Raw genomic sequence first — 25,809 nt, forward strand, 5'->3', positions numbered from 1 at the left:
CCACCCGGCTACTGGTAGCTCACCAGCTCCGGGACCGGGTCGACCTGGTCGACCGTCTGCTCCGGCGTCAGCATCGGGGCGTCCTCGTCGTAGAAGTTCTTCCAGCCCCACGTGATCCCCGCCGGCGGGTTCTCGTGCAGCCGAGCCCAGGTCGCCTGCTTGTCGCCCTGCGACCCCTGCCCGTCGGCGTGGATCAGCACGGCCAGCTCGTCGCGCGAGGTGTCCAGGCGCTCCCGCCCCGGGAGCATGTCGGTGCGGAACTGGTGCAGCACGAGGAGCTTCTGCGGCAGCGCGGCCGCGCGCGTGAGGTCGGCCAGCCAGGTGACGACGGCGTTGACCTCCTCCACCGGCACCGAGCCGATCTGGGTCAGGTGGACCTGGTCCGGGGCCAGCCGCCACTCGGGGTCCAGCGCCAGCCCGACGTGCGGCAGCTCGAGCAGCGACCGGTACCGCTCCGCCTGGGTCACGAAGTCGGTGCGACCCGGCTGCAGGTCCAGGACGACGTAGACCCCGGCCTCCCCCGCGGCCTCGACCCAGGGCCGGAGGAACTCGGGATCGGCCTCGGCGGAGTAGTTGCCGTCGCCCCCGGCCGCCGAGGACGCGACCGTCGCGATGATCTCGAACGCGGGCACCACCTCGGCGTCGACGAGCGGCTCGTAGGGCGCCGCGTGGTCGCGCGCCCGCTGGATGGCCGCCTCGACCGGCTGCTCCCCCAGGACGCCGAGCGCACCGGTGCCCGGGTGCCCGTACAGGGCGACCAGCATCCGGCCCGGGAAGAGCAGCTGGCCACCACCGGGCAGCTGGGCTCCGGTCGCCGCCGTCTCCACCTTCCAGTCCAGCCCCGGTTCGGCACCGAACCCCGCTCCGAGCGCGAGCACGGACTCCGGGTCGTCGGCGAGGAGCTCCACCACCTCGGCCGACGCACGGGGGTCGGTGTCCGCACCCACCAGCTGCACCCGGGCCCCGGCGGCGCGGGCGGTGGCCACCGCGGCGGGCACGGCGTCGGCGGCGGCCAGCACGACCGCCCCCCGGAGCGGTTCCGGGCGGTCGAAGGCCGGCAGGGCTCCCACGTCGTCACCCGGGGCCGGGGCGCCCTCGTCGTCCGGCCGGAGCGCGGCCGGGCGGTCCGCGTCCAGGGCCGCGACCGCGGCGAGGTCACCGTCGGTCGGCACCTCCTGGCGCTCCCCGAACCCGAGACCCGCGGTGTCGGCGACCCGCCCGGCGTCCGTGGGCACCCGGCGGACCTCGACGTCCAGCCCCTCCCCCTCCGCGTCGCCGACGGCGAGCACGGTGCGGGCACCCAGGCGGGCCAGCTCCGCGGCCGGTCCGTCGCCGTCCCCGTCCGCGGGGGTGAGCAGCAGCGGCACCCCCAGGCCGACCGCGGCCGATGCGCCCAGGAGCACCCCTGGGCGGTCGTCGGCCTGCGCCAGCACGGCGGCAGGGGCGGATTCGAACAGCGCGCGGCTGGTGCTCAGCGCCTGGTCGACCGGGTCCGCATCGGCGACGACGGTCAGGCGCGCCCCCGGCGCCGAGACCACCGGCGCCGCGGCCCGCTGGACGGAGGGCTCGCCGTCGTCGGAGGCGCTGCAGCCCCCGGCGAGCAGGGCGATCGCCGCGGACAGGACCACCGCACGTGAGCGCACGTTCCTCCTCCGACCGCCGACAGCGGGTCTGCGCCGACCCTACGACCCACCCCGACGGGGCGCGGGTGCTGGACACCCGGCGTGCCGCACCGGGAGCATCGGCGCGACATGAGCAGCGCACGGTCGGGTCAGCCCGACTCCCGAACGGCCAGGCAGCGGGATGGGTCCGGAACCGCCCGCCGACCAGGCTCGACGGCATGATGACCGACACCGCCGTCCTCCCCGCGATGCCTCCCACGGCACCGCCCGCCCGCCGCCCGGGCCGCCTGCAGCAGCTCGGCGTGGACACCGCCTACACGCTCGTCGGCTTCCCGGTCGCGATCGCCTCGTTCGTCGTCGTGGTCACCGGGCTCTCGGTGGGCGCCGGGTTGCTGGTCGTCTGGGTGGGCGTCGCCGTCCTCGCGGTCACGCTGGTCGCGGCGCAGGGGTTCGCCGCCGTCGAGCGGGCCTGGCTGCCGAAGGTGCTGGGCCGGCCGGTGCCGCGCCCGGTGTACCGCCGGGCCGACGGCGGCGGCGTGCGGGCGGTCACCACCCCGCTGCGCGATCCGCAGCGCTGGCTGGACGTGCTGCACGCGCTGGTCCAGTTCCCGGTCGCGATCTTCTCCTTCGTCGTGACCGTGACCTGGTGGTCGGTGACGCTGGGCGGGCTGACGTACGGCGCGTGGGACTGGGCGCTCCCCGACCCCTCGACCGACCCCGACAACAACGACCTGCTCGAGCTGCTGGGCTTCGAGAGCTCCGCGGGGCGCCGCATCGCCTTCTACACCGCGATCGGGATCCTCTTCGCCGTCCTCCTCCCCTTCGTCGTCCGCGCCGTCGCCCTGCTCCAGGCCCAGCTGGGCCGCGTCGTCCTCACCTCCCGCGCCGCCACGCAGCAGGAGATCGACCGGCTGGCCGGGGGCCGCGACGCCGCCGTCGCCGCCGAGGCCGTGGCCCTGCGCCGGCTGGAGCGCGACATCCACGACGGCCCGCAGCAGCATCTCGTGCGGCTGTCGATGGACCTGTCGCGTGCGCAGCGCCAGCTCGACCGGGACCCGGACGCGGCGCGCGGCACGCTGACCGAGGCGGCCGGCCTCGCCCGCGAGACGCTGGAGGAGCTGCGGGCGCTGTCCCGCGGCATCGCCCCGCCGGTCCTCGCCGACCGCGGACTCGCCGCCGCGCTGGCCGCCCTCGCCGCCCGCTCCCCCGTGCCGGTCGAGCTCGCCGTCGACCTGCCGGCCGAACGGCTCGCGCCGGTCACCGAGAACACCGCCTACTTCGTCGTCAGCGAGGCGCTGGCCAACGTCGCCAAGCACAGCGACGCCGCCACCTGCCGCGTCGACCTGGTCTGCACCGGCGGCCGGCTGCGCGTCGTCGTCGAGGACGACGGCTCCGGCGGCGCCGTCCTCGCCCCCGGCCACGGCCTGTCCGGGCTGGCCGACCGGCTGCAGGCGGTCGACGGCACCCTCGCCGTCGACAGCCCCCGCGGGGGCCCCACCCGCCTCACCGCGGAGCTCCCGTGCACGTGAGCCGACCACCGGACCGAGGCATGCGGGTGGCGCTCGCCGACGACTCGGTCCTCCTGCGGGAGGGCCTGGTCCGGCTCCTCGAGGAGGCCGGCACCGAGGTGGTCGCCGCCGTGGCGGACGGACCGTCGCTGGTGAAGGCCGTCCGCGAGCACCGGCCCGACGTCGCCGTCGTCGACGTCCGGATGCCGCCGACGCACACCGACGAGGGCCTGCGGGCCGCCGTCGAGGCGCGGACGGCGGTGCCCGGCACCGCCGTCCTCGTGCTCTCCCAGTACGTCGAGGTGGCCTACGCCGACGAGCTGCTGGCCGACGGCCGGGGCGGGGTGGGCTACCTGCTCAAGGACAGGGTCGCCGACGTCGACACGTTCCTCGCCGCGCTCGAGGACGTCGTCGGCGGCGGCACGGTCCTCGACCCCCAGGTGGTGTCGCAGCTGTTCGCGCGCCGGCGGGCCGACGACCCGGTGCGGCGGCTGACCCCGCGCGAGCGCGAGGTCCTGGCGCTGATCGCCGAGGGGCACTCCAACACCGCGATCGCCCGCGAGCTGGTGGTCACCCAGGGCGCGGTGGAGAAGCACACCCAGCACATCTTCGCCAAGCTCGGGCTGGCCCAGGACGAGGACCAGCACCGGCGGGTGATGGCCACGCTGGCCTACCTGCGCAGCTGATCAGCCGCGGCCCAGCGCCCGCTCCATGTTCTCGACCATGCGGGCCAGGACCAGGATCGTCCGCTCGTACTCCTGCCGGGACATCCCGTCCGCGGCGTGCCGGCGCACCCGGCCGACGGCCCGCAGCACCCGGTCGTGCCCGGCGGCGCCGTCCTCGGTCAGCCGGACCTGCCCGGGCGCCGGTCGGGCCACCCAGCCACGGGCGGCGAGGTCGGCCACCACGCCGGGGACGTCGCCGGCGAAGTCGCGCAGCGCGTCGGAGACCGCCGCCTCCCGCGCCTCGCCCTCGGCCAGCGAGTGCAGCACCTGCCAGTGCCGGCGGGTGAGCCCCTCCCCCGCCACGGCGGCGTCGACGGCCTCCTCCAGGAGCGCGTCGAGACGCTTGACCCACCAGCCGATCGGGCGCTGCTCCTCGGGCATGGGCGGCATCCTGACACCCCGACCTGCGATGTCGCGCGCCGATCCGCGCGCGACGGTGCCGGAACTCGTTGGCGGACCGTCGTCCCCGCCCGGTAGACACGTCCTCGTGCCCGAGGACCTCGCCGCCCAGCTCCGCGCCGCCACCGCCGACGAGTGGCCCGCCTTCACGCGTGCGATGAGCCGGGTGTTCGCCGAGGATCCCTCGGGTCCGTACCTGGACACGCCCTCGCCGGTGGCCGAGCTGGACCGCTCGCTGGGCCTGTTCGACGGCGACCGGGTGGCCGCCACCTCGGGCATCTACAGCCTGGAGATGACCGTGCCCGGCGCCGTCGTCCCGTGCGCCGGCATCACGTGGGTGACCGTCTCCCCCACCCACCGGCGGCGGGGCGTGCTCACCGCGATCATGCGGCGCCAGCTGGAGGAGATCCGGTCGGCCGGGCGCGAACCGGTGGCGGCGCTGTGGGCCGCGGAGTCCTCCATCTACGGCCGTTTCGGCTACGCGCCCGGCTCGTACCGGGGTGGCTGGACCGGGCGCACCGAGCGGCTGCGCCTGCGGGCCGACGTCGACACCGGGACGGGCACGGTGCGGCTGGTCGACCGCGACGAGTACCTGGCGGCGGCGCGGTCGGTGCACGAGCAGGTGCGCCGGTTCGTCCCGGGCAACATGGCCCGCGACGACCGCTGGTGGGACCGCCAGCTGTTCGACCCCGCCGAGCGGCGGCACGGCTGGACCGCCCGGCAGCTGGTGCTGCACACCGAGGACGACGGCTCGGTGACCGGGTACGCGAGCTACCGGCTGAAGTCCTCCTGGACGGAGGGCAGCGAACCCGACGGCACGCTGCAGGTCGGCGAGGTGCGGGCCACGCACCCCGCCGCGTACGCGGCGCTCTGGCAGTACCTGCTCTCGCACGACCTCATCCGGACGGTGAACGCCTCGCACGCGTCGGACGACGACCCGCTGCAGCACCTGCTGGCCGACCCGCGGGCGCTGCACGCCCGGCCGGTCGATGCGCTGTGGGTGCGGGTGGTCGACGTCGGCCGGGCGCTGTCGGCCCGCCGGTACCCCGCTCCGCTGGACATGGTGTTCGACGTCCGCGACGACTTCTGCCCCGAGAACAGCGGCCGGTGGCACGTCTGGGGCCACCCCGCCGGCGCGTTCTGCGACCGCACCGACCGCGACCCCGACCTGGCGTTGGACATCCAGGCGCTGTCGGCCGCCTACCTCGGCGGGGTCTCGCTGGCGACGCTGCAGGCCGCCGGACGGGTCCGCGAGATCAGCCCCGGAGCGGTCACCCAGGCGTCGACCGCGTTCGGCTGGCCGGTCGCTCCCTGGTGCCCCGACGAGTTCTGAGAGGACCCCTCCCTCCCCCGCCCTCGCACGCTCGGGCCGGGTCCCTGGCAGGGGACCGCTCCAGCACGTCGCCTAGCGGGTGGGCAGCCCGCCGGCGGGGCGGTGGCGGTCGCGCTCGTAGTCGGTGATCAGCCCGATCCGGCGCACGTGCCGCTCGTCGCCGCTGAACGGCGTCCGCAGGAACTCCAGGACCAGCTCGGTGGCCTCCTCGATGGAGTGCTGCCGGGCGCCGATCGAGACGACGTTCGCGTCGTTGTGCTGGCGGGCCAGCTGGGCGGTGTCGGTGTTCCACACCAGGGCGGCGCGGACTCCCGGCACCTTGTTCGCGGCGATCTGCTCGCCGTTCCCGGAGCCGCCGATCACCACGCCCAGCGAGCCCGGCTCGGCGACGGTCCGCTCGCCGACCTCGAAGCAGAACGGCGGGTAGTCGTCCTGGGCGTCGTACTCGAACGCCCCGCAGTCGACCGGCTCGTGCCCGGCCTCGGCCAGTGCCTGCTTGAGGTGCTCCTTGAAGTCGAGGCCGGCGTGGTCGGTACCGACGAAGACGCGCATGACGAGCAGTTTGACAGGCTGCCCGCATGGCGGTTCTGGGGGTCGACGGCTGGCGCGGGCGCTGGGTGGGCGCGCTGCTCGACGGCCGCGCGGTCCGGTTGCTCGACCTGCCGGACGTGGCCGCCGTCCTCGCCGTCCCGGAGGCCGAGCTGATCGCGATCGACATGCCCATCGGGCTGGCCGAGGACGGCGTCCGCGTCTGCGACGTCGCCGCGAGGAGACGCCTGGGTCGAGCCGGGAGCTCGGTCTTCCCGGCTCCCCTGCGCCCGGTCCTGGACGCCGTCGACTACGCGGACGCCTGCCGGATCTCCCTGCAGGCGTCGGGCAGGGCGCTGTCGAAGCAGGCGTGGAACCTGGTGCCGGCCATCCGCTCGCTCGATCTGGCCCTCGGCGCCCCGCCGTCCGAGCGGGTCGTGGAGGTGCACCCGGAGCTGGCCTTCCGGGCGATGGCCGGCACGGTGACCGACCCCAAGATCACCGCCCGCGGCACGGTGCAGCGGCTCACCGCCCTCCGCGCCGTGTTGGACGTGGAGGAAGCGCTGGCCGGCGCGCCGGCTCGCGTGCCGATGGTCGACGCCCTGGACGCCTGCGCGGCAGCCTGGTCGGCCGCCCGTCTGGCCCGCGGTGAGGGCGAGTGCCTCGGCGACGGCTCGCGCGACGCCCGCGACCGCCCCATGCGGATCTGCTTCTGACCAGCTTTCGGTACCGAAAGCTGGTGCCCTCCCCCAGCTTTCGGTACCGAGAGCTGGTCAGTCGCCGGTGAGGCGGCGGACGGCCGGCAGGGGCAGCACCCGCAGCAGCCGCGACACCGGGCGCCACGGCCACTCGGGCACGTAGCCGCGCACCGGCTCGCGCTCGATCGTCTCGGTCAGCGCGCGGACGCCCTTGTCCAGCCCCACGGTGAGCGGACCGCGGCGGCCCTCGTTGATCGCCGTCTCGATGTAGCCCGGCAGGATCGTCGAGACGACGATCTGCGAGCCCAGGACGTCGGACCGGATGCCCTCCGCGAGGGCGTTGAGCGCAGCCTTGCTCGCGCCGTAGGCGGTGCGGCTGCCCTTCATGCCGCGGACGCTGGCCACCGAGCTGATCAGCACCAGGTGCCCGGCGCCCTGGTCGCGGAACAGCTCCATCGCGACCTCGCACTGGGCGTGCGAGCCGAGCACGTTGGTGACCAGGATGGCCCGGTTGACCTCCGCGGCGCCGGTGCCGATCGAGGCGCCCGCGCCGATGCCGGCGTTGACCACCACCCGGTCGAAACCGCCCAGCTCGTCGGCGAGCCGGCGCATGCCGGTGCCGACCGAGGCGGGGTCGTCGACGTCCATGGCGCTGGTGGCCACCCGGATGCCCGGGTGCGCGGCGAGCAGCTCCGCGCGGAGGGAGTCGAGCCGGTCGGTGCGGCGGGCGGCGAGCGCCAGGTCGCGGCCCATGGCGGCGAACCGGCGGGCCATGCCCTCGCCGAGGCCGGCGCTGGCGCCGGAGATGAAGATGCGCTGGCGGACGGGGTGCGGCACCGCACCAGCATGCCGCACGGGTTCGCACGGTGACCGGGCGCTCGCGGCCGATCAGGCCACGCCCGGACGGCCGGGGTCCGCCGGGCACGGGCTCCCCGGCGGGCAGCGCCGTCGCTACCGTGCCGCGCGGATGCAGCCGCGCGCCCACGTCTCCCGTCGAAGCGGAGCGACGACATGACCGACGACCCGCCCCTCCCGCCGCCGCGCACGTCCGGCGAGGCCGCTACCGCGGCCGACGAGGCGACCCCGCGCCGGACCGGCCCCGGCGGGCGCCCGCTGTGGGTCGCGCTGGTCCTGATCAGCACAGCGCAGCTGATGGTGGTGCTGGACGGCTCGGTGGTGAACATCGCGCTGCCGCGGATCCAGGAGGACCTGGCGATCTCGGACGCCGACCTCACCTGGGTGGTGACCGCCTACGCGATCGCCTTCGGCGGCCTGCTGCTGCTCGGGGGCCGGTTGGGCGACATCATCGGCCGCCGCCGGGTCTTCGTCGCCGGCGTGCTGCTGTTCTCGCTGGGCTCGTTGCTCGCCGGCATCGCCCAGGAGCAGTGGCAGCTGCTCGGCTCCCGCGCACTGCAGGGTGCCGGCGCCGCGGCGGCCTCGCCGACCGCCCTCGCCCTGATCACCACGACGTTCCCGGCGGGCCCACCCCGCAACCGGGCGTTCGCCGTCTACGCCGCCATGTCGGGCGCCGGCGCGGCGGTCGGGCTGATCCTCGGGGGCGCGCTGACCGAGGCGTCGTGGCGCTGGACGATGCTGATCAACGTGCCGATCGGCCTGGTCGTGGCGTTGCTGGCACCGCGCTTCCTGGCCGAGTCGCGGCCGCAGCCGGGCCGGTGGGACCTGCCCGGGGCGCTCACCGCGACGACCGGCCTGGCCGCGATCGTCTACGGCTTCAACCGCAAGGCGCAGACCGACGCCGACACGGGGCAGCCGCAGGAGTGGTCGGACGCCCTGGTCCTCTGGCCGATCCTGGGCGGCGTCCTGCTCCTGGTGCTGTTCTTCGTGATCGAGGCCCGGTCCTCGACCGCGCTGCTGCCGATGCGGGTGATCGCCGACCGGACCCGCGCGGTGAGCTTCGTGGCGATGCTTCTCACCGGCGCGGCGATCTTCGCGATGTTCCTGTTCATCTCGCTGTTCGTGCAGCAGGTGCTGGGCTACGGGCCGCTGAAGGCCGGCGTGGCCTTCCTGCCGTTCACGGCCGGCATCGTCGTCGCCGCCCAGATCGCCTCGGCGCTGGCGTCGCGGCTGGACCCCCGGTGGATCGCCGGGGCCGGTGGCGGGCTGTCGGTGCTGGCCATGTGGGGCTACAGCCGGATGGACGTCGGCGCCGCGTACGCCACCGACGTGCTGCCGTGGATCGTCGTCCAGTCTGTCGGCATGGGCCTGCTGTTCGTGCCGCTCACGCTGACCGCGGTGAGCCGGGTGGACCCGGCGGACGCCGGCGTGGGCTCGGCCGTCCTCAACACGGTGCAGCAGATCGGCGGCGCGATGGGCATCGCGGTGCTGGGCACCGTCTTCGCCAACGGGATCGCCGAGCGCCTCGCCCAGCTGTCCGCGGCCGGGCCGCCCGGGCCGCAGGCCGCGCTCGAGGCCCAGGCCTACGGGACCTCGCAGGCGTTCACGGTCGCGATCTGGATGATGGCCGCGGTGACCGTCGTCGTCCTGGTCGGGCTCTCCATCCGGCACCAGGACCTGGCCACCGACGTCCCGCCGGGGGCACCGCCGGCCGCTCCGGAGGGCGCGGTCGCGGTGCCCGAGCCGGCCCGCCCGGCGAGCGACGAGTCGCTCCCCGAGCGGGACCGGACCTGAGCCGGGCGGTCAGCGGCGGCCGGTCAGCTCCAGGGCGTCGGCCGGGACGGAGTCCATGTCGGGACCGGAGAGCCGGGTGCGCTTGAGCTCCCAGAAGTCGGGCAGGTTGGCGAGCAGGACGGCGCCGTCGAACGCCTTGCCGGCGTCCTCACCGGTCGGCACCCTGCTGATCACCGGGCCGAAGAACGCGACGCCGTCGATGTGCATGACCGGGGTGCCGACGTCGTCACCGACCGGGTCCATGCCCTCGTGGTGGCTCTTCTCCAGCGCCTCGTCGTACTCGGTGGAGCCGGCGGCCTCGGCCAGCGACGCGGGCAGCCCCACCCGCTCCAGCGCCGGCGCGATGAGGTCGGGCAGCTCGACTCCCTCGTGGTGCCGCAGCGTGCCCATGGCGGTGTAGAGGTCGCCGAGCACCTCGTCGCCGTGCTGCTGGGCGGCGGCGACGGCGACCCGCACCGGGCCGATCGCCTGCTCCATCATCTCCTGGTACTCCTCCGGCAGGTCCCGCCCGCGGTTGAGCACCGCGAGCGACATGACGTGCCAGTGGAGGTCGATGTCGCGGACCTTGGCGGCCTCGAGCACCCAGCGGCTGGTGAGCCAGGCCCAGGGGCACAGCGGGTCGAACCAGAAGTCCACGCGTGCCTTCACGGGGGCGCTCTGCACTGCCTCGGTCATGCGGTTCTCCTCGCGCGTTCGTGGCCCGCCGGGACGGTGGCGGGCACCTGGCTCCTGCCAATCCGGATCAGGAGCGGGTTGTTCCCCAGGACGCACGGGGACTGCCGTCGTCACGCCGTGGGAAGCTGCCGGGCGTGGCCGTACCCAACCTGACCCGCACCGATGCCGCTGCCCGCGCCGAACTCCTCACCGTCTCCAGCTACGACATCCAGCTGGACGTGACCGACGGCGCCGGCCACCCCGGTGAGCGGACCTTCCTGTCCACGACGACGGTGCAGTTCGGCGCCCGGCAACCCGGCGCCGCCACCTTCATCGACCTGGTCGCCGACGGCGTCCGCTCCGCCACCCTCAACGGCGTCGAGCTGGACGTGAGCACCTGGTCGGAGGAGGGCGGCCTGCCGCTGCCCGACCTGGCGGAGGAGAACACCCTCGTCGTCACCGCCGACTGCCGGTACTCGAACTCCGGCGAGGGGCTGCACCGCTTCCTCGACCCCGAGGACGGCGCCGTCTACCTCTACACGCAGTTCGAGCCGGCCGACGCCAAGCGGATGTTCGCCTGCTTCGACCAGCCCGACCTCAAGGCCACCTTCACCCTGCACGTGACCGCGCCGTTCGACTGGCAGGTCGTCTCCAACACCGGCGACCGCACCATCGAGGCCGGCACCGGCGGCTCGCAGCTGGTCCACTTCGCGCCCACCAAGCGCATCTCCACCTACCTGGTGGCGCTGATCGCCGGCCCGTACGCGAAGGTCACCGACTCGCACGACGGCATCCCGCTGGGCCTCTACTGCCGCGCCAGCCTCGCCCGGTTCCTCGACCCCGACGAGCTGTTCCGGGTCACCAAGCAGGGCTTCGACTTCTTCCACCGGGTCTTCGACTACCCGTACCCGTTCGACAAGTACGACCAGCTGTTCGTGCCCGAGTTCAACGCCGGCGCCATGGAGAACGCCGGGGCGGTGACGTTCCTCGAGGACTACGTCTTCCGCTCGAAGGTGAGCCGGGCCCGGTACGAGCGGCGCGCGGAGACGGTGCTGCACGAGCTGGCGCACATGTGGTTCGGCGACCTGGTGACCATGCGCTGGTGGGACGACCTGTGGCTCAACGAGTCCTTCGCCACCTACATCAGCACGCTGTGCCAGGCCGAGGCGACCGAGTACACGACCGCCTGGACGACGTTCGCCAACACCGAGAAGGCCTGGGCCTACGCGCAGGACCAGCTCCCGTCGACGCACCCCATCGCCGCGGACATCCCCGACGTCGCCGCGGTGGAGGTCAACTTCGACGGCATCACGTACGCCAAGGGCGCCTCGGTGCTCAAGCAGCTGGTCGCCTACGTCGGCCGCGACGAGTTCCTCGCCGGAGTGCAGCGGTACTTCCGCCGCCACGAGTACGGCAACACCACGCTGGCCGACCTGCTCGGCCCCCTCTCGGAGGCGACCGGCCGCGACCTCGCGGAGTGGGCGGACCAGTGGCTGCGGACCAGCCAGGTCAACACCCTGCGCCCGGTCTTCGAGCTGACCGACGACGGCCGCTACGCCTCCTTCGCCATCGAGCAGAGCGCCGTCGCCGAGCACCCGGTGCTGCGCAACCACCGGCTCGCCGTGGGCCTGTACAGCGAGGGCCCGGACGGGCTGACCCGCACCTCCCGGGTGGAGCTCGACGTGGCCGGTGCGCGCACCGAGGTCACCGAGCTGGTCGGCCACCCGGCCGCGGACCTGGTCCTCGTCAACGACGACGACCTGAGCTACGCCAAGCTCCGGCTCGACGAGCGGTCGCTGGCCACCCTGCGCGACCGCATCGGCGCCATCCCCGACCCCCTGGCCCGGGCGCTGTGCTGGTCGGCCGCCTGGGACATGACCCGCGACGCCGAGCTGCACGCCCGCGACTGGGTCCAGCTCGTCCTGGCCGGGATCGGGGCGGAGACCGAGATCAGCGTCGTCCAGTCACTGCTGGCCCGGGTGCAGACGGCGCTGACCAGCTTCGCCGAGCCCGGGTGGGCCGCCACCGGCTGGGCCCGGCTGGCCGACCACGCGCTGGCCGCCCTGGAGGCGGCGCCGGCGGGCAGCGACGAGCAGCTGGTGTGGTCCCGGACGTTCGCCAGCGCGGCGCGCACCGAGGAGCACGCCGCGGTCCTGCGCGGGCTGCTCGACGGCTCCCGCACCGTGGCCGGGCTCGAGGTCGACGCCGACGCCCGGTGGGCGTTCCTGTCGGGGCTGGTCGCGATCGGCGCGGCCGGGGACGCGGAGATCGACGCGGAGGCCGAGCGGGACGCCACCGCGACCGGCGTGCGCCGCGCCGCGACCGCTCGCGCGCTGCGCCCGACCGCGGAGTCCAAGGAGCAGACCTGGACCCGGGCCTTCACCGACGAGACGGTGCCCAACGCGGTGCACGAGGCGATGGTCGCCGGGTTCTGGCACCCCGCCCAGCGCGAGCTCACCGCCGGCTACGTCGAGCGGTACTTCGCCGACGTGCGCGGGGTGTGGGACTCCCGGCCGGGTGAGATCGCGAAGAACGCGGTGCAGTACCTGTTCCCACCGGTGGTCGAGCCCCGGACGCTCGCGGCCGCCGACGCGTGGCTCGCCGACGCGAGCCAGCCGGCACCGCTGCGCCGGCTGGTCTTCGAGGGCAGGGACGGCATCGCCCGCGCGCTGCGCGCCCGCGAGCGGGACGCCGAAGCCGGTCTGTGAACGACGAAGGCCCCGCTCCTCCAGCCGGAGGAGCGGGGCCTTCGTCGTCGTTCAGTGGTGGCGCAGCGCCGCCGGGTGCCCGGCCTGGTCGGAGAGCTGGCGCAGCCCGTTGACGATGCCGCCCACCAGGTCACCCCCTGCGAAGGCGGTGGTCATGGAGAGGACGGCGAGCGCGCAGGCGCGGTCGGGCAGCCGGCGCGCGGCCGCGGAGCCGGTCACGACCTCGACGACCCGCTGCCCGGGCGAGACGGCGATGAGCACGGCCTCCGCGGTGTTCCCCCCGGACCGGGCGTGCAGCTCCTCGGCGCGGGGGCGGGTGGGCTTGCCCAGGTCGCCGACGTACAGCGTGAACCGCAGGCCGGTCTCGCGGGAGGACATGGTGAGCGCTTCGTCCAGGCGGGCCAGCTCGCGGAACGAGAAGACCTGGTCGATGCCCTCGTCGGTGCGGGCCGGACCGGTCTGGCTGGTCGCGGTGTCGTGGGACTCGACCTCGAGCGCGCTGGTCATCGCCGGCCTCCGTGCGTGTCGTGGGTGGGGGTGCGGGTCACCGGGTCACCAGGTCCCGCGGGCGCCGCCGAGCGGCCCGGCCGGCTTGGGCGCGTGCGGCTGGGCGGCGGTCCCGCCGCCGTGGGGGGCGCCCGAGACGGCGTGCGTGGCCGCGGCCTCGATGCCGTGGCGCTCGGGGTAGACCGACGAGCCGATGGCGTTGGTGTCGTCCCCGTGGCCGCCGCCGTGGCCCGAGCCCTCGGGGTGCGGCTCGTACCAGATGGCGTCGTGCTCCCAGGGCTGGCCGGGCTTGTAGCGCGGCCGGCGCTCGCGGACCGCGGGCCCGAGGGTCAGCAGCGCGAGCAGCAGCACGATGGCCAGCGGGGCCACGACGAAGACGAGGATGGTCTCGACGACGGTCACGGGGCTCAACTTACCGGCAGCCGGTGCGCCCAGCCGGTCGGCTCCGTGCGCGCCGCCGCCGGGCCGTCGGGTAGACATCGGCCGTGGACCTCACCCGCGCCGCCGCCGAGGAGCTCGACGCCGCCGATCCGCTGGCCTCCTTCCGCTGCCGCTTCGCCGGTGCCGACGACGAGGGCCCCGACCGGCTGCTCTACCTGGACGGCAACTCGCTCGGCCGGATGCCGCTGGACACCCCGGCGGCGGTCTCCCGGGTGGTCGAGCAGGAGTGGGCGCGCGGGCTGGTCGGCTCGTGGTCGCGGTGGATCGGCACCGCCGCCCGCCTGGGCGACCGGCTCGGCGCCGGCGTCCTCGGCGCGGGTCCCGGCCAGGTGCTGGTCGGCGACTCGACCACGGTGAACCTCTACAAGCTGCTGGTCGCCGGCGCGGCGGCGCGGCCCGGTCGCGACGTGCTGGTCTGCACGGCCGACGACTTCCCCACCGACCGCTACGTCGTCGCCGGGGTGGCCGAGGCGCGGGGCATGACGGTGCGCGAGATCGAGGCCGACATCGACCAGGGCCCGGACCCGGCGGTGCTCGCCGCGGCGCTGGACGAGCGGGTCGCCGTCGTCGTCCTGTCGCTGGTGGCCTACCGCTCCGGCGGGCTGGCCGACGTCGCCGCGATCACGCGGGTGGTGCACGACGCCGGGGCGCTGGTGCTCTGGGACCTCTCGCACGCCGTCGGGGCGGTGCCGGTGGACCTCGACGCCGCCGGCGCCGACCTGGCCGTCGGCTGCTCGTACAAGTACCTGAACGGTGGGCCCGGGGCGCCGGCGTTCCTCTACGTGCGCCGGGACCTGCAGGAGGAGCTGCGCTCCCCCATCCAGGGCTGGTTCGGGCAGAAGGACCAGTTCGACATGGGGCCGGTCTACGTCCCGGCCGACGGCGTCGAGCGGTTCGGCGTGGGGACGCCGCCGGTGATCGGCATGGCCGCGGTCGAGGTGGGCGTGGAGCTGATCGCCGAGGCCGGGATCGAGCGGCTGGCCGCCAAGGGCCGGACGATGACCGACCTGGTCGTAGCGCTCGGCGACGAGTGGCTGGCCCCGCAGGGGGTGGCGCTGGCCTCGCCGCGGGACGCGGCCCGCCGCGGCTCGCACGTCACCTTCGCCCACCCGCAGGCCTGGCAGCTGACCCAGGCGCTCATCGACCGCGGCGTGGTGCCCGACTTCCGGACCCCGGACCGGGTGCGGCTCGGGCCGGCGCCGCTCTACACCCGGTTCGTCGACGTCTGGGACGCCATGGACCGGTTCCGCGCGATCCTGGCCGACCGCACGTACGAGGCCTTCCCGGCGGAGCGCGCCCGCGTCACCTGAGATCAGTCGGGTTCCGGGACGCCGATCGGGTTGCCCGCCGCCCAGTCACCGGCGGCAACGACCGCCCGGCGCACCGGCCCCAGCAGCTCGGCCAGCCGCCTGGCCCGCTCCTCGCCCAGCTCCCGCCACGGCCCGAGCGCCAGCCGGTCGGTGTCGGCCTCGACCCCGGCGACCACCGACCGGCCCTCCGCGGTCAGCTCGCCGCCGTCCAGCCACCCGCGGTCGCGGAGCGCCTCGGCGGCGTCGTCCCACTGCCCGTCGTCGAACCCGCGGGCCCGCTGCAGCCACTCCCGGTCGGTCCGCCCGGCCGCGACGGCGAGCACGTGCGACTCCAGACCGGAGATGTCCCGCTGGAGCAGGGCGGCGTTGTGGCCGTCGCCGCGGTGCTCGCGCAGCGTGCTGAGCGCCTGCCAGAGGGCCAGGTGGGCCTCCCGCGGACGATCGAGGGCCGCGTTGGCCGCGGCGAGCGGGCGACCCGACGCACCGACGGCCGTCGCGGCGGTCCAGGCCAGGTCGGCGGCCTGCTCCGCCTCGGACGCGGAGACCCAGTCCCCGCCGAGGACCCGCCGGACCGCGGCGTCGACGCCGGCCAGCCGGGCGTCGAGCGCCGCGGCCGGGGTCACGACGTCCCAGATCCCGGGCACCGCACGCGCGACGAACCCCGGTGCGAACCCGTAGAAGGCGGCGACGACGACCGGCGCCCCCACCGGACCGAGCGGCGCGGCGCGCATGGCGAAGTAGCCGCGCCAGAAGCCGCGCAGCCCGCGCTCCTCCGCGGCGGTGCGGCTCTCCGCCGCGAAGTAGGTGAGCGCGTGGTACGGCTCGGCGATCGCCCAGAGCCGGCGCGCGGTGGTCGGGGTCGTCATGCCGAGACGCTCTCGGGGACGCCCAGCCACTCGCGCCAGCGCGGGTCGACGGTGCGGTGGCCGAGCAGCCGCCAGGCGGCTCCGCTCGGCGTCCGCGGCGGGTGCGGCAGGTGCCAGCCCAGCTCGGCCAGCGACCGGTCGGCCTTCGTGTGGTTGCAGCGCCGGCAGGCGGCGACGACGTTGTCCCAGGTGTGGGTGCCGCCGCGGCTGCGGGGCACGACGTGGTCGATGCTGGTCGCCGAGCCGCCGCAGTACACGCAGGTCGACCCGTCGCGGGCGAAGACCGCCCGCCGCGACAGCGGGACCGACGCCGGGTACGGCACGCGGACGTAGCGGGTCAGCCGGGCGACGACGGGCACCGGGAGGCTGAGCGTGGCGGCGTGGACGACGTCGGCGGCGGAGTCGACCGGCTCGGCCTTCTCCGCCAGCACGAGCACGATCGCCCGCCGGCTGGAGACGACGCACAGCGGTTCGTACGTCGCGTTGAGCAGCAGGGTGGCGCCGGTGGTGCCCGCGGAGGGCACGGGGGCGAGCGGTGGGGCGGGGTCGCGGCGCGGGCCTGGGTGACCCGCCGTCGACGACCCAGGCGCGGAACGCGGCACGGATCACCTCCGGACGCCCCGGACCGCCGGGTGCTGCGCGACCCGCGGGCGGAGCCCATTCTGCCCGGAACGGCGCGGTCCGCGCTGGCCGTCGCCCCGGGAGGGTCGGCGGCGGCGGTTAGCGTGCAGGCATGCGCTACCCCGAGGCCCCCCGGCTCGACCTCGTCGAGGACCTGCACGGACACGCCGTCGCCGACCCCTACCGCTGGCTCGAGGACCCCGCCGACGCACGCACGCAGGCGTGGAGCGAGGCGCAGGACGCGCTCGCCGCCGAGACCCTCGGGGCCCTCCCGCTCCGCCCCGCCTTCGCCGCGCGCCTGGAGCAGCTCGTGCACGCCGGCGCGGTCGGGGTGCCGGTGTGGCGCGGCGAGCGGGCCTTCTCCACGCGCCGCGACCCGGGTCAGGAGCACGCCGTGCTGCGGGTGCGCGAGGCCGACGGCAGCAGCCGCGTGCTGGTCGACCCCATGGCGCTGGACCCGGAGGGCACCACGACCCTCGACGCGTGGTCGCCGTCCTGGGAGGGCGACCGGCTGGCCTACCAGGTCTCCACCGGCGGCGACGAGGAGTCGCGGCTCTACGTGCTCGACGTCGCCACGGGCGAGGTGCTCGACGGGCCGATCGACCGCTGCCGCTACTCCCCCGTCGCCTGGCTGCCCGGCGGCGAGGAGCTCTTCTACGTCCGCCGCCTGGCTCCCGACCAGGTGCCGGCCGGCGAGGAGCAGTTCCACCGCCGGGTGTGGCGCCACCGGGTGGGCGGCGACCCCGACGGCGACCTGCTCGTGCACGGTGAGGGCAGTGATCCGTCCAGCTACTTCGACGTGCACACCAGCCGCGACGGCCGCTGGCTCGTCGTCTCCCGATCCGTCGGGACCGCCCCGCGCGACGACGTCTGGCTCGCCGATCTCGCCGGGGACGGCGCGCTGCGCGACCTCCAGGTGGGCGTCGACGCCCGGACGACGGCGTGGGTGGCACGCGACGGCCGGCTGTGGCTGTTCTCCGACCGCGACGCCCCGCGCAGCCGGCTGGCGGTCGCCGACCCGGCCGATCCGTCGACGTGGCAGCCGCAGGGGTGGCGGGATGTCGTCCCGCAGCAGGACGGCGCGGTCCTCACCGACGTCGCGATCGTCGACGGCCCCGAGGGCGGGCTGCAGGTCCTGGCCGTGCACGCCGTCGACGCCACCGACCGGCTGTCGGTCTGGGCCGCGGACGGGACCGGCCGGCTCGGGCAGGTCACCGGGCTCGGGGCCGGCAGCATCTCCGGGGTCACGTCCCGGCCGGAGGGCGGCAGCGAGGCGTGGGTGGGCCACACCGACTTCGCCACCCCGCCGTCGGTGCTGCGCTGGGATGCGTCCGCCCCCGAGGCGCTGCAGCCCTGGGAGTCCGCCGACGTCGCCGGCGAGGTGCCCGCCGTGCACGTCGTGGAGACCCACGCGACGTCGGCCGACGGCACGCCGGTGCACGTGTTCGTCCTCTCGGCGGCCGGGACCCCCGACCGGCCCCGGCCGACCGTCCTGTACGGGTACGGCGGCTTCAACGTGTCGCTCACCCCGGCGTACAGCGCCCAGGCCCTCGCCTGGGTCGCGGCCGGCGGCGTGTGGGCGGTCGCCAACCTGCGCGGTGGCTCGGAGCACGGCGAGGAGTGGCACCGCGCCGGCATGCGCGAGCGCAAGCAGAACGTCTTCGACGACTTCGCCGCCGCGGGTGAGCACCTCGTCGCCCAGGGCTGGACGTCGCACGAGCAGCTGGGGATCTTCGGCGGCTCCAACGGCGGGCTGCTCGTCGGCGCGAGCCTGACCCAGCGGCCCGACCTGGCGGCCGCGGTGGTGTGCTCGGCACCGCTGCTCGACATGGTGCGGTACGAGCTGTTCGGGCTGGGCCGCACCTGGAACGACGAGTACGGCACGGCGGCGGACCCGACGGAGCTGGGCTGGCTGCTGGGCTACTCGCCCTACCACGCGGTGCGCGAGGGCAGGGCCTACCCGGCGGTGCTGCTCACGACGTTCGAGTCCGACACCCGGGTCGACCCGCTGCACGGCCGCAAGCTGGCCGCCGCGCTTCAGCACGCGACGACCGCGGAGGCGCCGGTCGTGCTGCGCCGCGAGACGTCGGTCGGGCACGGGGCGCGGGCGGTGAGCCGCACCGTCGGGCTGGCCGCCGACCAGCTGGCCTTCCTGGCCCGCTACACCGGGCTCACGTCGGAGGGGTGATGTCGGCGGTGCGTCGCTGACATCCGAGACGGCACCTGCAAGTATTTCCGCCGTGATGAGCAGGTCACGGTGCGTCATTCCGACCGGCGAGGGGGCACGCTGACAGCCGAGGTGCCGGGGAGCGGCTCGTCGCCGCGCCCGGCCGATCGGCCGGCGACCTACCGCGAGGTCTTCGGCGTCCCCGAGTTCCGGCCCCTGTTCGGCACGTTCCTGCTCTCGACCGCCGGCGACGAACTGGCCCGCGTCGCGCTGACCGTGCTCGTCTACCAGCGCACCAGCTCGCCGCTGCTGTCGGCGCTCACCTTCGCGATCAGCCACTTCCCGTGGCTGATCGGCGGTCCGCTGCTCTCGACCCTGGCCGACCGGCTCCCCCGCCACCGGGTGGTCATCGGCGCCGACGCCGTGCGGGCGGTGCTGCTCGGCCTCATGGCCGTGCCGGGGATGCCGCTGCCCGTGCTGCTGGGCCTCCTGCTGCTGGTCTCGCTGTGCGCGCCACCGTTCGAGTCGGCCCGGTCCGCGCTGATGGCCGACGTCCTCGAGGGTGAGCGGTACGCGCTGGCGACGTCGCTGACCACGATCACCCTCCAGGTCGCGCAGGTCGTCGGATTCCTGGTCGGTGGCGCGCTGGCGGCCCTGCACCCCTCGACGGCGCTGGCGATCGACGCGGTCACCTTCGCCGTCTCCGCGCTGTGGCTGTGGGCCCGGCTCGAGCGGCGCCCGGCACCGGCCACGAGCGAGACGGGGACGCCCCGGTCGCTGTGGCGGGACACCACCGAGGGGCTGCGGTTCATCGGCTCCACGCCGCGGATGCTGGCGATCATGGCGGTGCTGTGGGTCGGCGCGCTGTTCGGCAACGCCTGGGAGGGCATCGCCGCGCCGCTCACCGACGAGCTGGGCCGCGGATCCATGGCGCTCGGCGTCCTCCTGGCGGCCAACCCGGCGGGCATCGTCGTCGGCGGGCTGGTGCTGGGCCGGTTCGTGCCCTCCGCCCGGAGGGAACGCCTGGTCGTGCCGCTGGTCCTGCTGTCGCTGGCGCCGCTGCTGATCGCCGGCCTGGTCGCGGCGGAGGGCGCCGTCCCGTTCGGGGCGGTCCTGGCCCTGCTGTTCCTCTCCGGGCTGGGCGCCACCTGGCTGATCCCGCTCAACGTGTCCTTCGTCCAGGCCGCGCCGGCCGCCTACCGGGGGCGCGCGTTCGGTGTCGCGGTGAGCGGGCTCTACGGCGTGCAGGGCATCGGTGCGCTGCTGGCCGGCCTCACCGCCGAGGGGCTGCTGCCCAGCAGCGTGCTGGCGCTGTGCGGCGGCCTCGGAATGATCGCCGTCGCCCCGGCGCTGGTCTCCTACCGACGGACGCAGCAGCGGACGGCGATCGAGGCTGAGGGAGCACCACGAGCATGAGCGGGTCGAGGCGGTCGTTCTACGACGAGGTCGGCGGGCACGCGACCTTCGACCGGCTGGTGGCCCGGTTCTACGCCCTCGTGCGCACCGACCCGGTGATCGCGCCGCTCTACCCCCAGGACGACTGGGAGGGCGCCGAGACCCGGCTGCGGATGTTCCTCGAGCAGTACTGGGGCGGGCCGGGCACCTACTCCGAGCAGCGCGGGCACCCCCGGCTGCGGATGCGGCACGCGCCGTTCGCGATCGGGCCGGCCGAGCGCGACGCCTGGCTGCGGCACATGCGCAGCGCCGTCGACTCGCTGGAGCTGACGCCCGAGCAGGACGCGACGCTGTGGGGCTACCTCGAGATGGCCGCGGCGAGCATGCAGAATCGTTTCCCGGCAGACGCCGGCGGGGACATGTCCCCCCGCTGAGCCGCCTCCCCGAGCAGCGCCGCCCGGGCCCTCCCCCGCACGTCCGCACATCCCAAGGAGCCCGGTGCACACGCCTGCGCACGTCCGCCCCACCGACTGGTGGCGCGAGGCCGTCTTCTACCAGGTCTACATCCGCAGCTTCGCCGACGGGAACGGCGACCGCGTCGGCGACCTCGCCGGCCTGCGGGCCAAGCTGCCGTACCTGCGCGACCTGGGCGTCGACGCGCTCTGGATCACGCCGTTCTTCCCCTCGCCGATGGCCGACCACGGCTACGACGTCGCCGATCCGCGCGACGTCGAGCCGGTCTTCGGCAACCTCGCGCTGTTCGACGCCATGCTGGCCGAGGCCCACGAGCTGGGCCTGTGGGTGACCATCGACCTGGTCCCGAACCACAGCTCGCACGAGCGCGAGTGGTTCCAGGCGGCGCTGGCCGCCGGCCCCGGCTCGCCGGAGCGCGCTCGCTACCTGTTCCGCGAGGGCACCGGTCCGGACGGCGCCGAGCCGCCGAACAACTGGCCTTCGGTCTTCGGCGGTCCCGCCTGGACCCGCGTTCCGGACGGCCAGTGGTACCTGCACATCTTCGCGCCGGAGCAGCCGGACCTGAACTTCGCCAACCCCGAGGTGGTCGCCGACCTCGAGGAGACGATGCGGTTCTGGCTGGACCGGGGTGTCGACGGCTTCCGCATCGACGTCGCCCACGGCATGGCCAAGCCCGACGGGCTGCCGGACATGGTCCCGATGGACGACACCGGTCTGCTCGACGACCACGGCCCGGGTGACCACCGCTTCGACAACGACGGCGTGCACGTGGTGCACCGGAAGATCCGCGCGGTGCTCGACCAGTACCCCGGCACGATGGCCGTGGGCGAGGTCTGGGTGTCCGACGACGACCGGCTGGCCCAGTACCTGGCCCCCGACGAGCTGCAGCTGGCGTTCAACTTCAAGCTGCTGACGGCGGACTGGTCGGCCGACGAGATGCGCGACGCCATCGATCACTCGCTGGCCGCGGTCGGGCAGACGCCCGCGCCGGCCTGCTGGGTGCTGTCCAACCACGACCGCCCGCGGCACGTCACCCGCTACGGCGACGGCGAGGTCGGCACCCGGCGGGCCCGCGCCGCGGCGCTGCTGCAGCTGGCCCTGCCCGGGGTCGCCTACCTGTACAACGGCGACGAGCTCGGCATGCCCGACGTCGACCTGCCCGACGAGGCCCTGCAGGACCCGATGTGGTTCCGGTCCGGCGGTGCCGAGCGGGGGCGCGACGCCTGCCGCATCCCGGTGCCGTGGTCGGGGACGCAGCCGTCGTACGGCTTCTCGTCCGACGCGGAGACGTGGCTGCCCATGCCGCGGGGGTGGGCGGGCCTGACCGCGGAGGCGCAGGAGCGCGACCCGGCGTCGATGCTGTCGCTGTACCGAGCCGCGCTGGAGCTGCGCCGGTCGGACGCCGTCTCCGGCGACGGGCTGGAGTGGCTCCCCGCGCCGGACGGTTGCCTGGCGTTCCGCCGGCCCGGTGGGCTGGTGTGCCTGGTGAACTTCTCCGGCTCCCCGGTGCCGCTGCCCGAGGGGCGGGTGCTGCTCGCCAGCGCGGACGTCGCCGGGGGTTCGCTGCCCGGGGATGCGGCCGTGTGGCTGCAGGCCTGATCCGGGGCCTCCGGTAGCTTCCGGCGGGTGAAGTCCAGGGATCTCGCCTACGTCGCGCTGTTCGCCGCCATCGTCGCGGTGCTCGGTCTGGTGCCGCCGGTGCCGGTACCCGGGCTGCCCGTGCCCATCACCGCCCAGACGCTCGGCGTCATGCTCGCCGGGTCGGTGCTCGGCGCGAAGCGCGGCGGGCTGGCGCTGCTGGCGTTCCTGGCCGTGGTCGCGGTCGGCCTGCCGGTCCTCTCCGGCGGCCGGGGCGGGCTCGGCGTCTTCGTCGGGCCCACCGCGGGCTACCTGTACAGCTGGCCGATCGCCGCGTTCGTGATCGGGCTGCTCACGCAGCTGTTCTGGCGCCGGTTCAACCTGGCCTGGGCGCTGATCGCGAACATGGTCGGCGGCATCCTCGTCATCTACGCGATCGGCATCCCGTTCACCGCCCTGTACGGCGACATCTCGCTGTGGGCGTCGTTCACCGGGTCGTTCACGTTCATCCCGGGCGACCTGGTGAAGGCGGTCGCCGCCTCGGTGGTGGCCGTGGCGGTGCGCCGCGCCTACCCGGTGATCGAGCTGCCGGGCCGGCGCGCCACCGCGGGCTGACCGTGCGCTGGGGACGGCGCCCGGCCGCGCTCGAGGAGGCGCCGTCCGTCGAGCGGACGGGCATCGAGCTGCGCGACGTCGTCCACTCCTACGGCGACCGCACGGTGCTGACCGGGGTGTCGCTGACCCTGACCGAGCGGCGGGTCGGCGTCATCGGCGCCAACGGCTCGGGGAAGAGCACCTTCGCCCGGCTGCTCAACGGGTTGGTGCTGCCCACCGAGGGCACCGTGCTGGTGGACGGGCTGGACACCGCGACCCGTGCCCGCGAGGTGCGCCGGCGGGTCGGGTTCGTGTTCCAGGACCCGGACGCGCAGATCGTGCACCCGACGGTCGCCGAGGACCTCGCGTTCGGGCCGACGAACCAGGGTGTGCCGGCCGACGAGATCGAGCGGCGGGTCGCCGACGTGCTCGACCGCTACGGGCTCGCGGGGCACCGCGACCACCCGGCCCACCTGCTCAGCGGCGGCCAGAAGCAGCTGCTGGCCATCGCCGGGGTACTGGTCATGCGGCCGGAGCGGATCGTGTTCGACGAGCCGACGACGCTGCTCGACCTCGCGAACGCCCGCCGGGTGGCGCGGGTGATCGAGGAGCTGCCGCAGGACGTCGTCGTCGTCAGCCACCACCTCGAGCTGCTGGACGGGTTCGACCGGGTGCTGGTGTTCGAGGACGGCCGGGTGGCCGCCGACGGCCCGCCGGCCGAGACGGTGCCCTGGTACACGGCGAGGATGGGTTGATGCAGTCGCTGTACCGACCGGGGAACTCGCTGGTCCACCGCGTGCCTGCCGGGCTCAAGCTCGCGCTGCTCGCCGCGCTGGGCGTGGGGCTATTCCTGACCGGTTCGCTCCCGGTGGTGGCCGGCGCCGTCGTGCTGGTGGTCGCCGTCGGCCTGCTGGCTGCCCGGCTGCCCTGGTCGGCGCTGCTGGTGCAGGTGCGCCCGGTCCTGATCTGGCTGGCCGTGCTGCTGGCCTTCCACGTGCTGGTGACCGACCCGCGCACCGGTGCGGTGGCCGTGCTGCGGCTGCTCGCCCTGCTCGTGGCCGCAGCGGTGGTGACGGCCACGACCCGGGTGACGGCGCTGGTGGCGGTGGTCGAGCGGCTGGCCTCGCCGCTGCGCGTGGTCGGCGTGCGACCGGCCCGGATCGGGCTGGTCATCGCGATGACGCTGCGCTTCATCCCGCTGGTGGCCGACCGCGCCGCGCGGGTCAGGGAGGCGCAGGCTGCCAGGGGCGCGTCGCGGGTGGGGCTGGGCATCGTCGTCCCGCTGCTCGTGCAGGTGCTGCGGATGGCGGCCACCGTCGGGGAGGCGCTGGACGCACGGGGTGCCGACGACGCGCCTGCCCGCCGGCGCCTCGCCCGGGCGGCGTCGTGACCGGGACGCTGCGCGAGATCTGGCGGACGTCCGCGGCCGCCGCGCCGATGGAGCCGATCCCGTCGGGGACGCTGGTGGCCGGGGCGGGCCTGGTCGGCGACCGCTACGCGCTCGGCGGCGGCACGTGGGCGCAGTACCCGGCGCTGGAGAAGCAGCTGACGTTGATCGACGCCGACGACGTCGCGGCGGTGGGCGCGGAGGTCGGCGTCGACCTCTCCCCCAGCGACACCCGGCGCAACCTGGTCACCTCCGGCATCGAGCTGCCGTCGCTGGTCGGCCGGTGGTTCGCCGTCGGCGACGCGCTGCTGTTCGGGATGAAGCGCTGCCCGCCGTGCACGCACCTGGAGCGGCTGACCGGCGCGAAGCTGGTCAAGGCGATGGTGCACCGCGGTGGGATCAACGCGGCGGTGTTCGAGGGCGGCGTGATCGCACCGGGCGCCGTCGTGCGGCCGGTGCCGGAGGAGGAGGCCGCCCGGCGCGGGGCGTCCACGGGTCCCGACCGGCCGGTCCCCCGCCACGTGCCGGGCTGACGCCCCGGATCAGCCCACGAGCCGGTAGAAGCGGAAGAAGTCGTCGGCGATGTCGAGCACCTCGATGTCCTGGAAGCCGGCCTCGCGGGCGTAGCGGCGCAGGACGGCGGGGCGCATGACGGTGCCGGTGCCGACCGAGGGCTGGTGGGCCAACCCGTCGGCCAGGCAGCACAGGATGCTGTAGCCGTACATGAGCCGCTCGACGTCGTCGCCGGGCGCGGTGAACGCCTCGGCCACCCGCTCGTCCATCACCAGGACGTACCCCTCGGGTCCCGCCAACCGCCGCATGGCGGCGAGGACCGCGACCGGCTGCGGCAGGTCGTGGATGCACTCGAAAGCGGTGACGAGGTCGTACCGACCGGCCTCGTCCACCGCGGCCGCGTCCACGGCGGTGAAGCGCACCCGGTCGGCGACGCCGGCCTGCTCGGCGTTGCGGCGCGCCGCCTCCACCGAGGGGACGTCGACGTCGTAGCCGTCGACGGTGGCGCCGGGGTAGGCCAGCGCGATGCCGATCGACGACCAGCCTTCGCCGCAGCCGACGTCGGCGACCCGGCCACCGGCGCGGAGCACCGCGTCCAGCTCGGGAACCGACGGCAGGTGCTCCCGCCCGAGGGCGCCGAGGAACAACGGGCGGTTGGCCGCCGCCTGCGCCTCGCGGACGTCGTCCCCCAGCTCGGCCCAGGCGACCCCGCCGCCGGTGCGGTGCGCCTCGACGAGTGCGTCGACGTGCTTGCCGGCGCCGACCAGGAATCGGGCCAGGGGCACGAGGTGGTTCGGGCTGAGCTGGTCGGTCAGCGCTTCGACGTGGGCCGGTGGCAGGGCGAACCTCCGGTCCGGCGCGCGGGGGTCGTCGACCTCGAGCAGGCCGGTGACCGCTTGCTGCTCGAGCCACTCGCGGGTGTACCGCTCGACGGTGCCGCAGCGGGCAGCCAGCTCGGCCGGCGTCTGCGGACCACCGTCGGCGAGCGCGCGGTAGTAGCCGAGCCGGTCACCGAAGCAGATGGACTGGACGTCGATGGTGGCGAGCACCGCCGCGAACAGCCGGTCGACGAGCGTCCCGGTCGAGGTCGCGGGGCTGGTGGTCATGGCGAGGTTCTCCCGACAGATCAGGC

General features: G+C 75.1%; 25 protein-coding genes. 15 read left to right on the forward strand and 10 right to left on the reverse strand.

The annotated features are described in order from the left end of the window. Positions 1-8: 8 nt before the first annotated feature. Positions 9-1,643: a hypothetical protein gene (locus DQ241_RS16725; protein WP_113831339.1), complete on the reverse strand. Its 1,635-nt coding sequence runs from the start codon at positions 1,641-1,643 to the stop codon at positions 9-11. A 197-nt stretch (positions 1,644-1,840) separates the two neighbouring features. Between DQ241_RS16725 and DQ241_RS16730 the strand changes: the two genes are divergently transcribed. Together DQ241_RS16730 and DQ241_RS16735 are read left to right on the forward strand one after the other, a co-directional pair. Next, entirely contained in the window at positions 1,841-3,151 is a 1,311-nt protein-coding gene (locus tag DQ241_RS16730; protein ID WP_113831340.1) for a sensor histidine kinase, read from the forward strand. A 20-nt stretch (positions 3,152-3,171) separates the two neighbouring features. Further along, the gene (locus DQ241_RS16735; protein ID WP_113831341.1) at positions 3,172-3,816 is read left to right on the forward strand and encodes a response regulator transcription factor; all 645 of its coding nucleotides are present in this window, start codon (positions 3,172-3,174) and stop codon (positions 3,814-3,816) included. Here DQ241_RS16735 and DQ241_RS16740 read toward each other — a convergent pair whose 3' ends face one another. Then, on the reverse strand, positions 3,817-4,236 hold the full coding sequence (locus DQ241_RS16740) for a MarR family winged helix-turn-helix transcriptional regulator (RefSeq protein WP_113831342.1): 420 nt from the start codon (positions 4,234-4,236) through the stop codon (positions 3,817-3,819). Between the two features lie 106 nt (positions 4,237-4,342). Between DQ241_RS16740 and DQ241_RS16745 the strand changes: the two genes are divergently transcribed. Next, on the forward strand, positions 4,343-5,587 hold the full coding sequence (locus DQ241_RS16745) for a GNAT family N-acetyltransferase (protein ID WP_233492511.1): 1,245 nt from the start codon (positions 4,343-4,345) through the stop codon (positions 5,585-5,587). Between the two features lie 72 nt (positions 5,588-5,659). Here the strand turns inward: DQ241_RS16745 and DQ241_RS16750 are convergent, their stop codons facing one another. Further along, a complete protein-coding gene (locus DQ241_RS16750; RefSeq protein ID WP_113831344.1) occupies positions 5,660-6,139 on the reverse strand; it encodes a ribose-5-phosphate isomerase in 480 nt (159 codons plus the stop codon). Between the two features lie 26 nt (positions 6,140-6,165). Between DQ241_RS16750 and DQ241_RS16755 the strand changes: the two genes are divergently transcribed. Next, positions 6,166-6,831, forward strand: coding sequence for a DUF429 domain-containing protein (locus tag DQ241_RS16755; RefSeq protein WP_113831345.1), 666 nt, complete (start codon positions 6,166-6,168; stop codon positions 6,829-6,831). 57 nt (positions 6,832-6,888) lie between these two features. Here the strand turns inward: DQ241_RS16755 and DQ241_RS16760 are convergent, their stop codons facing one another. Continuing rightward, positions 6,889-7,650: an SDR family oxidoreductase gene (locus DQ241_RS16760; protein ID WP_113831346.1), complete on the reverse strand. Its 762-nt coding sequence runs from the start codon at positions 7,648-7,650 to the stop codon at positions 6,889-6,891. Between the two features lie 174 nt (positions 7,651-7,824). Here DQ241_RS16760 and DQ241_RS16765 point away from each other — a divergent pair, with 174 nt between their 5' ends. Beyond that, on the forward strand, positions 7,825-9,462 hold the full coding sequence (locus tag DQ241_RS16765) for an MFS transporter (RefSeq protein WP_113831347.1): 1,638 nt from the start codon (positions 7,825-7,827) through the stop codon (positions 9,460-9,462). Between the two features lie 9 nt (positions 9,463-9,471). Here DQ241_RS16765 and DQ241_RS16770 read toward each other — a convergent pair whose 3' ends face one another. After that, positions 9,472-10,137: a DsbA family protein gene (locus tag DQ241_RS16770; protein WP_113831348.1), complete on the reverse strand. Its 666-nt coding sequence runs from the start codon at positions 10,135-10,137 to the stop codon at positions 9,472-9,474. A gap of 134 nt (positions 10,138-10,271) precedes the next feature. Between DQ241_RS16770 and pepN the strand changes: the two genes are divergently transcribed. Next, the gene (gene pepN / locus DQ241_RS16775) at positions 10,272-12,824 is read left to right on the forward strand and encodes an aminopeptidase N (protein ID WP_113831349.1); all 2,553 of its coding nucleotides are present in this window, start codon (positions 10,272-10,274) and stop codon (positions 12,822-12,824) included. Between the two features lie 51 nt (positions 12,825-12,875). Here the strand turns inward: pepN and DQ241_RS16780 are convergent, their stop codons facing one another. Beyond that, positions 12,876-13,331, reverse strand: coding sequence for a DUF5130 family protein (locus tag DQ241_RS16780; RefSeq protein WP_113831350.1), 456 nt, complete (start codon positions 13,329-13,331; stop codon positions 12,876-12,878). 45 nt (positions 13,332-13,376) lie between these two features. After that, positions 13,377-13,733: a hypothetical protein gene (locus DQ241_RS16785; protein WP_113831351.1), complete on the reverse strand. Its 357-nt coding sequence runs from the start codon at positions 13,731-13,733 to the stop codon at positions 13,377-13,379. 83 nt (positions 13,734-13,816) lie between these two features. On the opposite strand from DQ241_RS16785, the gene kynU reads away from it, so the two are divergent. Then, positions 13,817-15,082, forward strand: coding sequence for a kynureninase (gene kynU, locus DQ241_RS16790; protein WP_113831352.1), 1,266 nt, complete (start codon positions 13,817-13,819; stop codon positions 15,080-15,082). Positions 15,083-15,084: 2 nt separating this feature from the next. On the opposite strand, the gene DQ241_RS16795 is transcribed toward kynU, so the two are convergent. Next, positions 15,085-15,948 carry a hypothetical protein gene (locus DQ241_RS16795; RefSeq protein WP_113831353.1) on the reverse strand — a complete coding sequence of 288 codons (864 nt, stop codon included), beginning with the start codon at positions 15,946-15,948 and terminating at the stop codon, positions 15,085-15,087. Beyond that, positions 15,945-16,472: an HNH endonuclease gene (locus DQ241_RS16800; RefSeq protein ID WP_113831354.1), complete on the reverse strand. Its 528-nt coding sequence runs from the start codon at positions 16,470-16,472 to the stop codon at positions 15,945-15,947. The genes DQ241_RS16795 and DQ241_RS16800 overlap by 4 nt, the downstream gene beginning before the upstream one ends. Before the next feature lie 209 nt (positions 16,473-16,681). On the opposite strand from DQ241_RS16800, the gene DQ241_RS16805 reads away from it, so the two are divergent. From DQ241_RS16805 to DQ241_RS16840, 8 genes are all read left to right on the forward strand, one after another. Then, positions 16,682-18,757: a prolyl oligopeptidase family protein gene (locus tag DQ241_RS16805; RefSeq protein WP_113831355.1), complete on the forward strand. Its 2,076-nt coding sequence runs from the start codon at positions 16,682-16,684 to the stop codon at positions 18,755-18,757. Positions 18,758-18,826: 69 nt separating this feature from the next. Further along, positions 18,827-20,152, forward strand: a complete 1,326-nt coding sequence (locus DQ241_RS16810; protein ID WP_233492512.1) for an MFS transporter — start codon at positions 18,827-18,829, stop codon at positions 20,150-20,152. Then, the gene (locus DQ241_RS16815) at positions 20,149-20,565 is read left to right on the forward strand and encodes a globin (protein ID WP_113831356.1); all 417 of its coding nucleotides are present in this window, start codon (positions 20,149-20,151) and stop codon (positions 20,563-20,565) included. The genes DQ241_RS16810 and DQ241_RS16815 overlap by 4 nt, the downstream gene beginning before the upstream one ends. Before the next feature lie 64 nt (positions 20,566-20,629). Continuing rightward, positions 20,630-22,204 carry a glycoside hydrolase family 13 protein gene (locus DQ241_RS16820; RefSeq protein ID WP_199584648.1) on the forward strand — a complete coding sequence of 525 codons (1,575 nt, stop codon included), beginning with the start codon at positions 20,630-20,632 and terminating at the stop codon, positions 22,202-22,204. A 27-nt stretch (positions 22,205-22,231) separates the two neighbouring features. Further along, the gene (locus tag DQ241_RS16825) at positions 22,232-22,798 is read left to right on the forward strand and encodes a biotin transporter BioY (protein ID WP_113831358.1); all 567 of its coding nucleotides are present in this window, start codon (positions 22,232-22,234) and stop codon (positions 22,796-22,798) included. Between the two features lie 2 nt (positions 22,799-22,800). Then, positions 22,801-23,532: an energy-coupling factor ABC transporter ATP-binding protein gene (locus tag DQ241_RS16830; protein ID WP_113831359.1), complete on the forward strand. Its 732-nt coding sequence runs from the start codon at positions 22,801-22,803 to the stop codon at positions 23,530-23,532. Then, the gene (locus DQ241_RS16835; protein WP_113831360.1) at positions 23,532-24,167 is read left to right on the forward strand and encodes an energy-coupling factor transporter transmembrane component T; all 636 of its coding nucleotides are present in this window, start codon (positions 23,532-23,534) and stop codon (positions 24,165-24,167) included. The genes DQ241_RS16830 and DQ241_RS16835 overlap by 1 nt, the downstream gene beginning before the upstream one ends. Next, the gene (locus tag DQ241_RS16840) at positions 24,164-24,697 is read left to right on the forward strand and encodes an MOSC domain-containing protein (protein ID WP_199584649.1); all 534 of its coding nucleotides are present in this window, start codon (positions 24,164-24,166) and stop codon (positions 24,695-24,697) included. The genes DQ241_RS16835 and DQ241_RS16840 overlap by 4 nt, the downstream gene beginning before the upstream one ends. Before the next feature lie 9 nt (positions 24,698-24,706). On the opposite strand, the gene DQ241_RS16845 is transcribed toward DQ241_RS16840, so the two are convergent. Further along, a complete protein-coding gene (locus DQ241_RS16845; RefSeq protein ID WP_113831361.1) occupies positions 24,707-25,783 on the reverse strand; it encodes a bifunctional 2-polyprenyl-6-hydroxyphenol methylase/3-demethylubiquinol 3-O-methyltransferase UbiG in 1,077 nt (358 codons plus the stop codon). Positions 25,784-25,809: the final 26 nt, after the last annotated feature.

It is taken from the genome of Blastococcus sp. TF02A-30, assembly GCF_003319185.1.
In the GTDB taxonomy this organism is placed as follows: domain Bacteria; phylum Actinomycetota; class Actinomycetes; order Mycobacteriales; family Geodermatophilaceae; genus Blastococcus.

What these genes read in the sequence shown, in the direction of transcription:
- DQ241_RS16740 (WP_113831342.1), bottom strand. Translation starts at nt 4,236, where the DNA reads ATGCCCGAGGAGCAGCGCCCGATCGGCTGGTGGGTCAAGCGTCTCGAC.
- DQ241_RS16770 (WP_113831348.1), bottom strand. Translation starts at nt 10,137, where the DNA reads ATGACCGAGGCAGTGCAGAGCGCCCCCGTGAAGGCACGCGTGGACTTC.
- DQ241_RS16755 (WP_113831345.1), top strand. Translation starts at nt 6,166, where the DNA reads ATGGCGGTTCTGGGGGTCGACGGCTGGCGCGGGCGCTGGGTGGGCGCG.
- DQ241_RS16735 (WP_113831341.1), top strand. Translation starts at nt 3,172, where the DNA reads ATGCGGGTGGCGCTCGCCGACGACTCGGTCCTCCTGCGGGAGGGCCTG.
- DQ241_RS16730 (WP_113831340.1), top strand. Translation starts at nt 1,841, where the DNA reads ATGATGACCGACACCGCCGTCCTCCCCGCGATGCCTCCCACGGCACCG.
- DQ241_RS16750 (WP_113831344.1), bottom strand. Translation starts at nt 6,139, where the DNA reads ATGCGCGTCTTCGTCGGTACCGACCACGCCGGCCTCGACTTCAAGGAG.
- DQ241_RS16795 (WP_113831353.1), bottom strand. Translation starts at nt 15,948, where the DNA reads ATGACGACCCCGACCACCGCGCGCCGGCTCTGGGCGATCGCCGAGCCG.
- DQ241_RS16765 (WP_113831347.1), top strand. Translation starts at nt 7,825, where the DNA reads ATGACCGACGACCCGCCCCTCCCGCCGCCGCGCACGTCCGGCGAGGCC.
- DQ241_RS16805 (WP_113831355.1), top strand. Translation starts at nt 16,682, where the DNA reads ATGCGCTACCCCGAGGCCCCCCGGCTCGACCTCGTCGAGGACCTGCAC.
- DQ241_RS16815 (WP_113831356.1), top strand. Translation starts at nt 20,149, where the DNA reads ATGAGCGGGTCGAGGCGGTCGTTCTACGACGAGGTCGGCGGGCACGCG.
- DQ241_RS16835 (WP_113831360.1), top strand. Translation starts at nt 23,532, where the DNA reads ATGCAGTCGCTGTACCGACCGGGGAACTCGCTGGTCCACCGCGTGCCT.
- DQ241_RS16780 (WP_113831350.1), bottom strand. Translation starts at nt 13,331, where the DNA reads ATGACCAGCGCGCTCGAGGTCGAGTCCCACGACACCGCGACCAGCCAG.
- DQ241_RS16845 (WP_113831361.1), bottom strand. Translation starts at nt 25,783, where the DNA reads ATGACCACCAGCCCCGCGACCTCGACCGGGACGCTCGTCGACCGGCTG.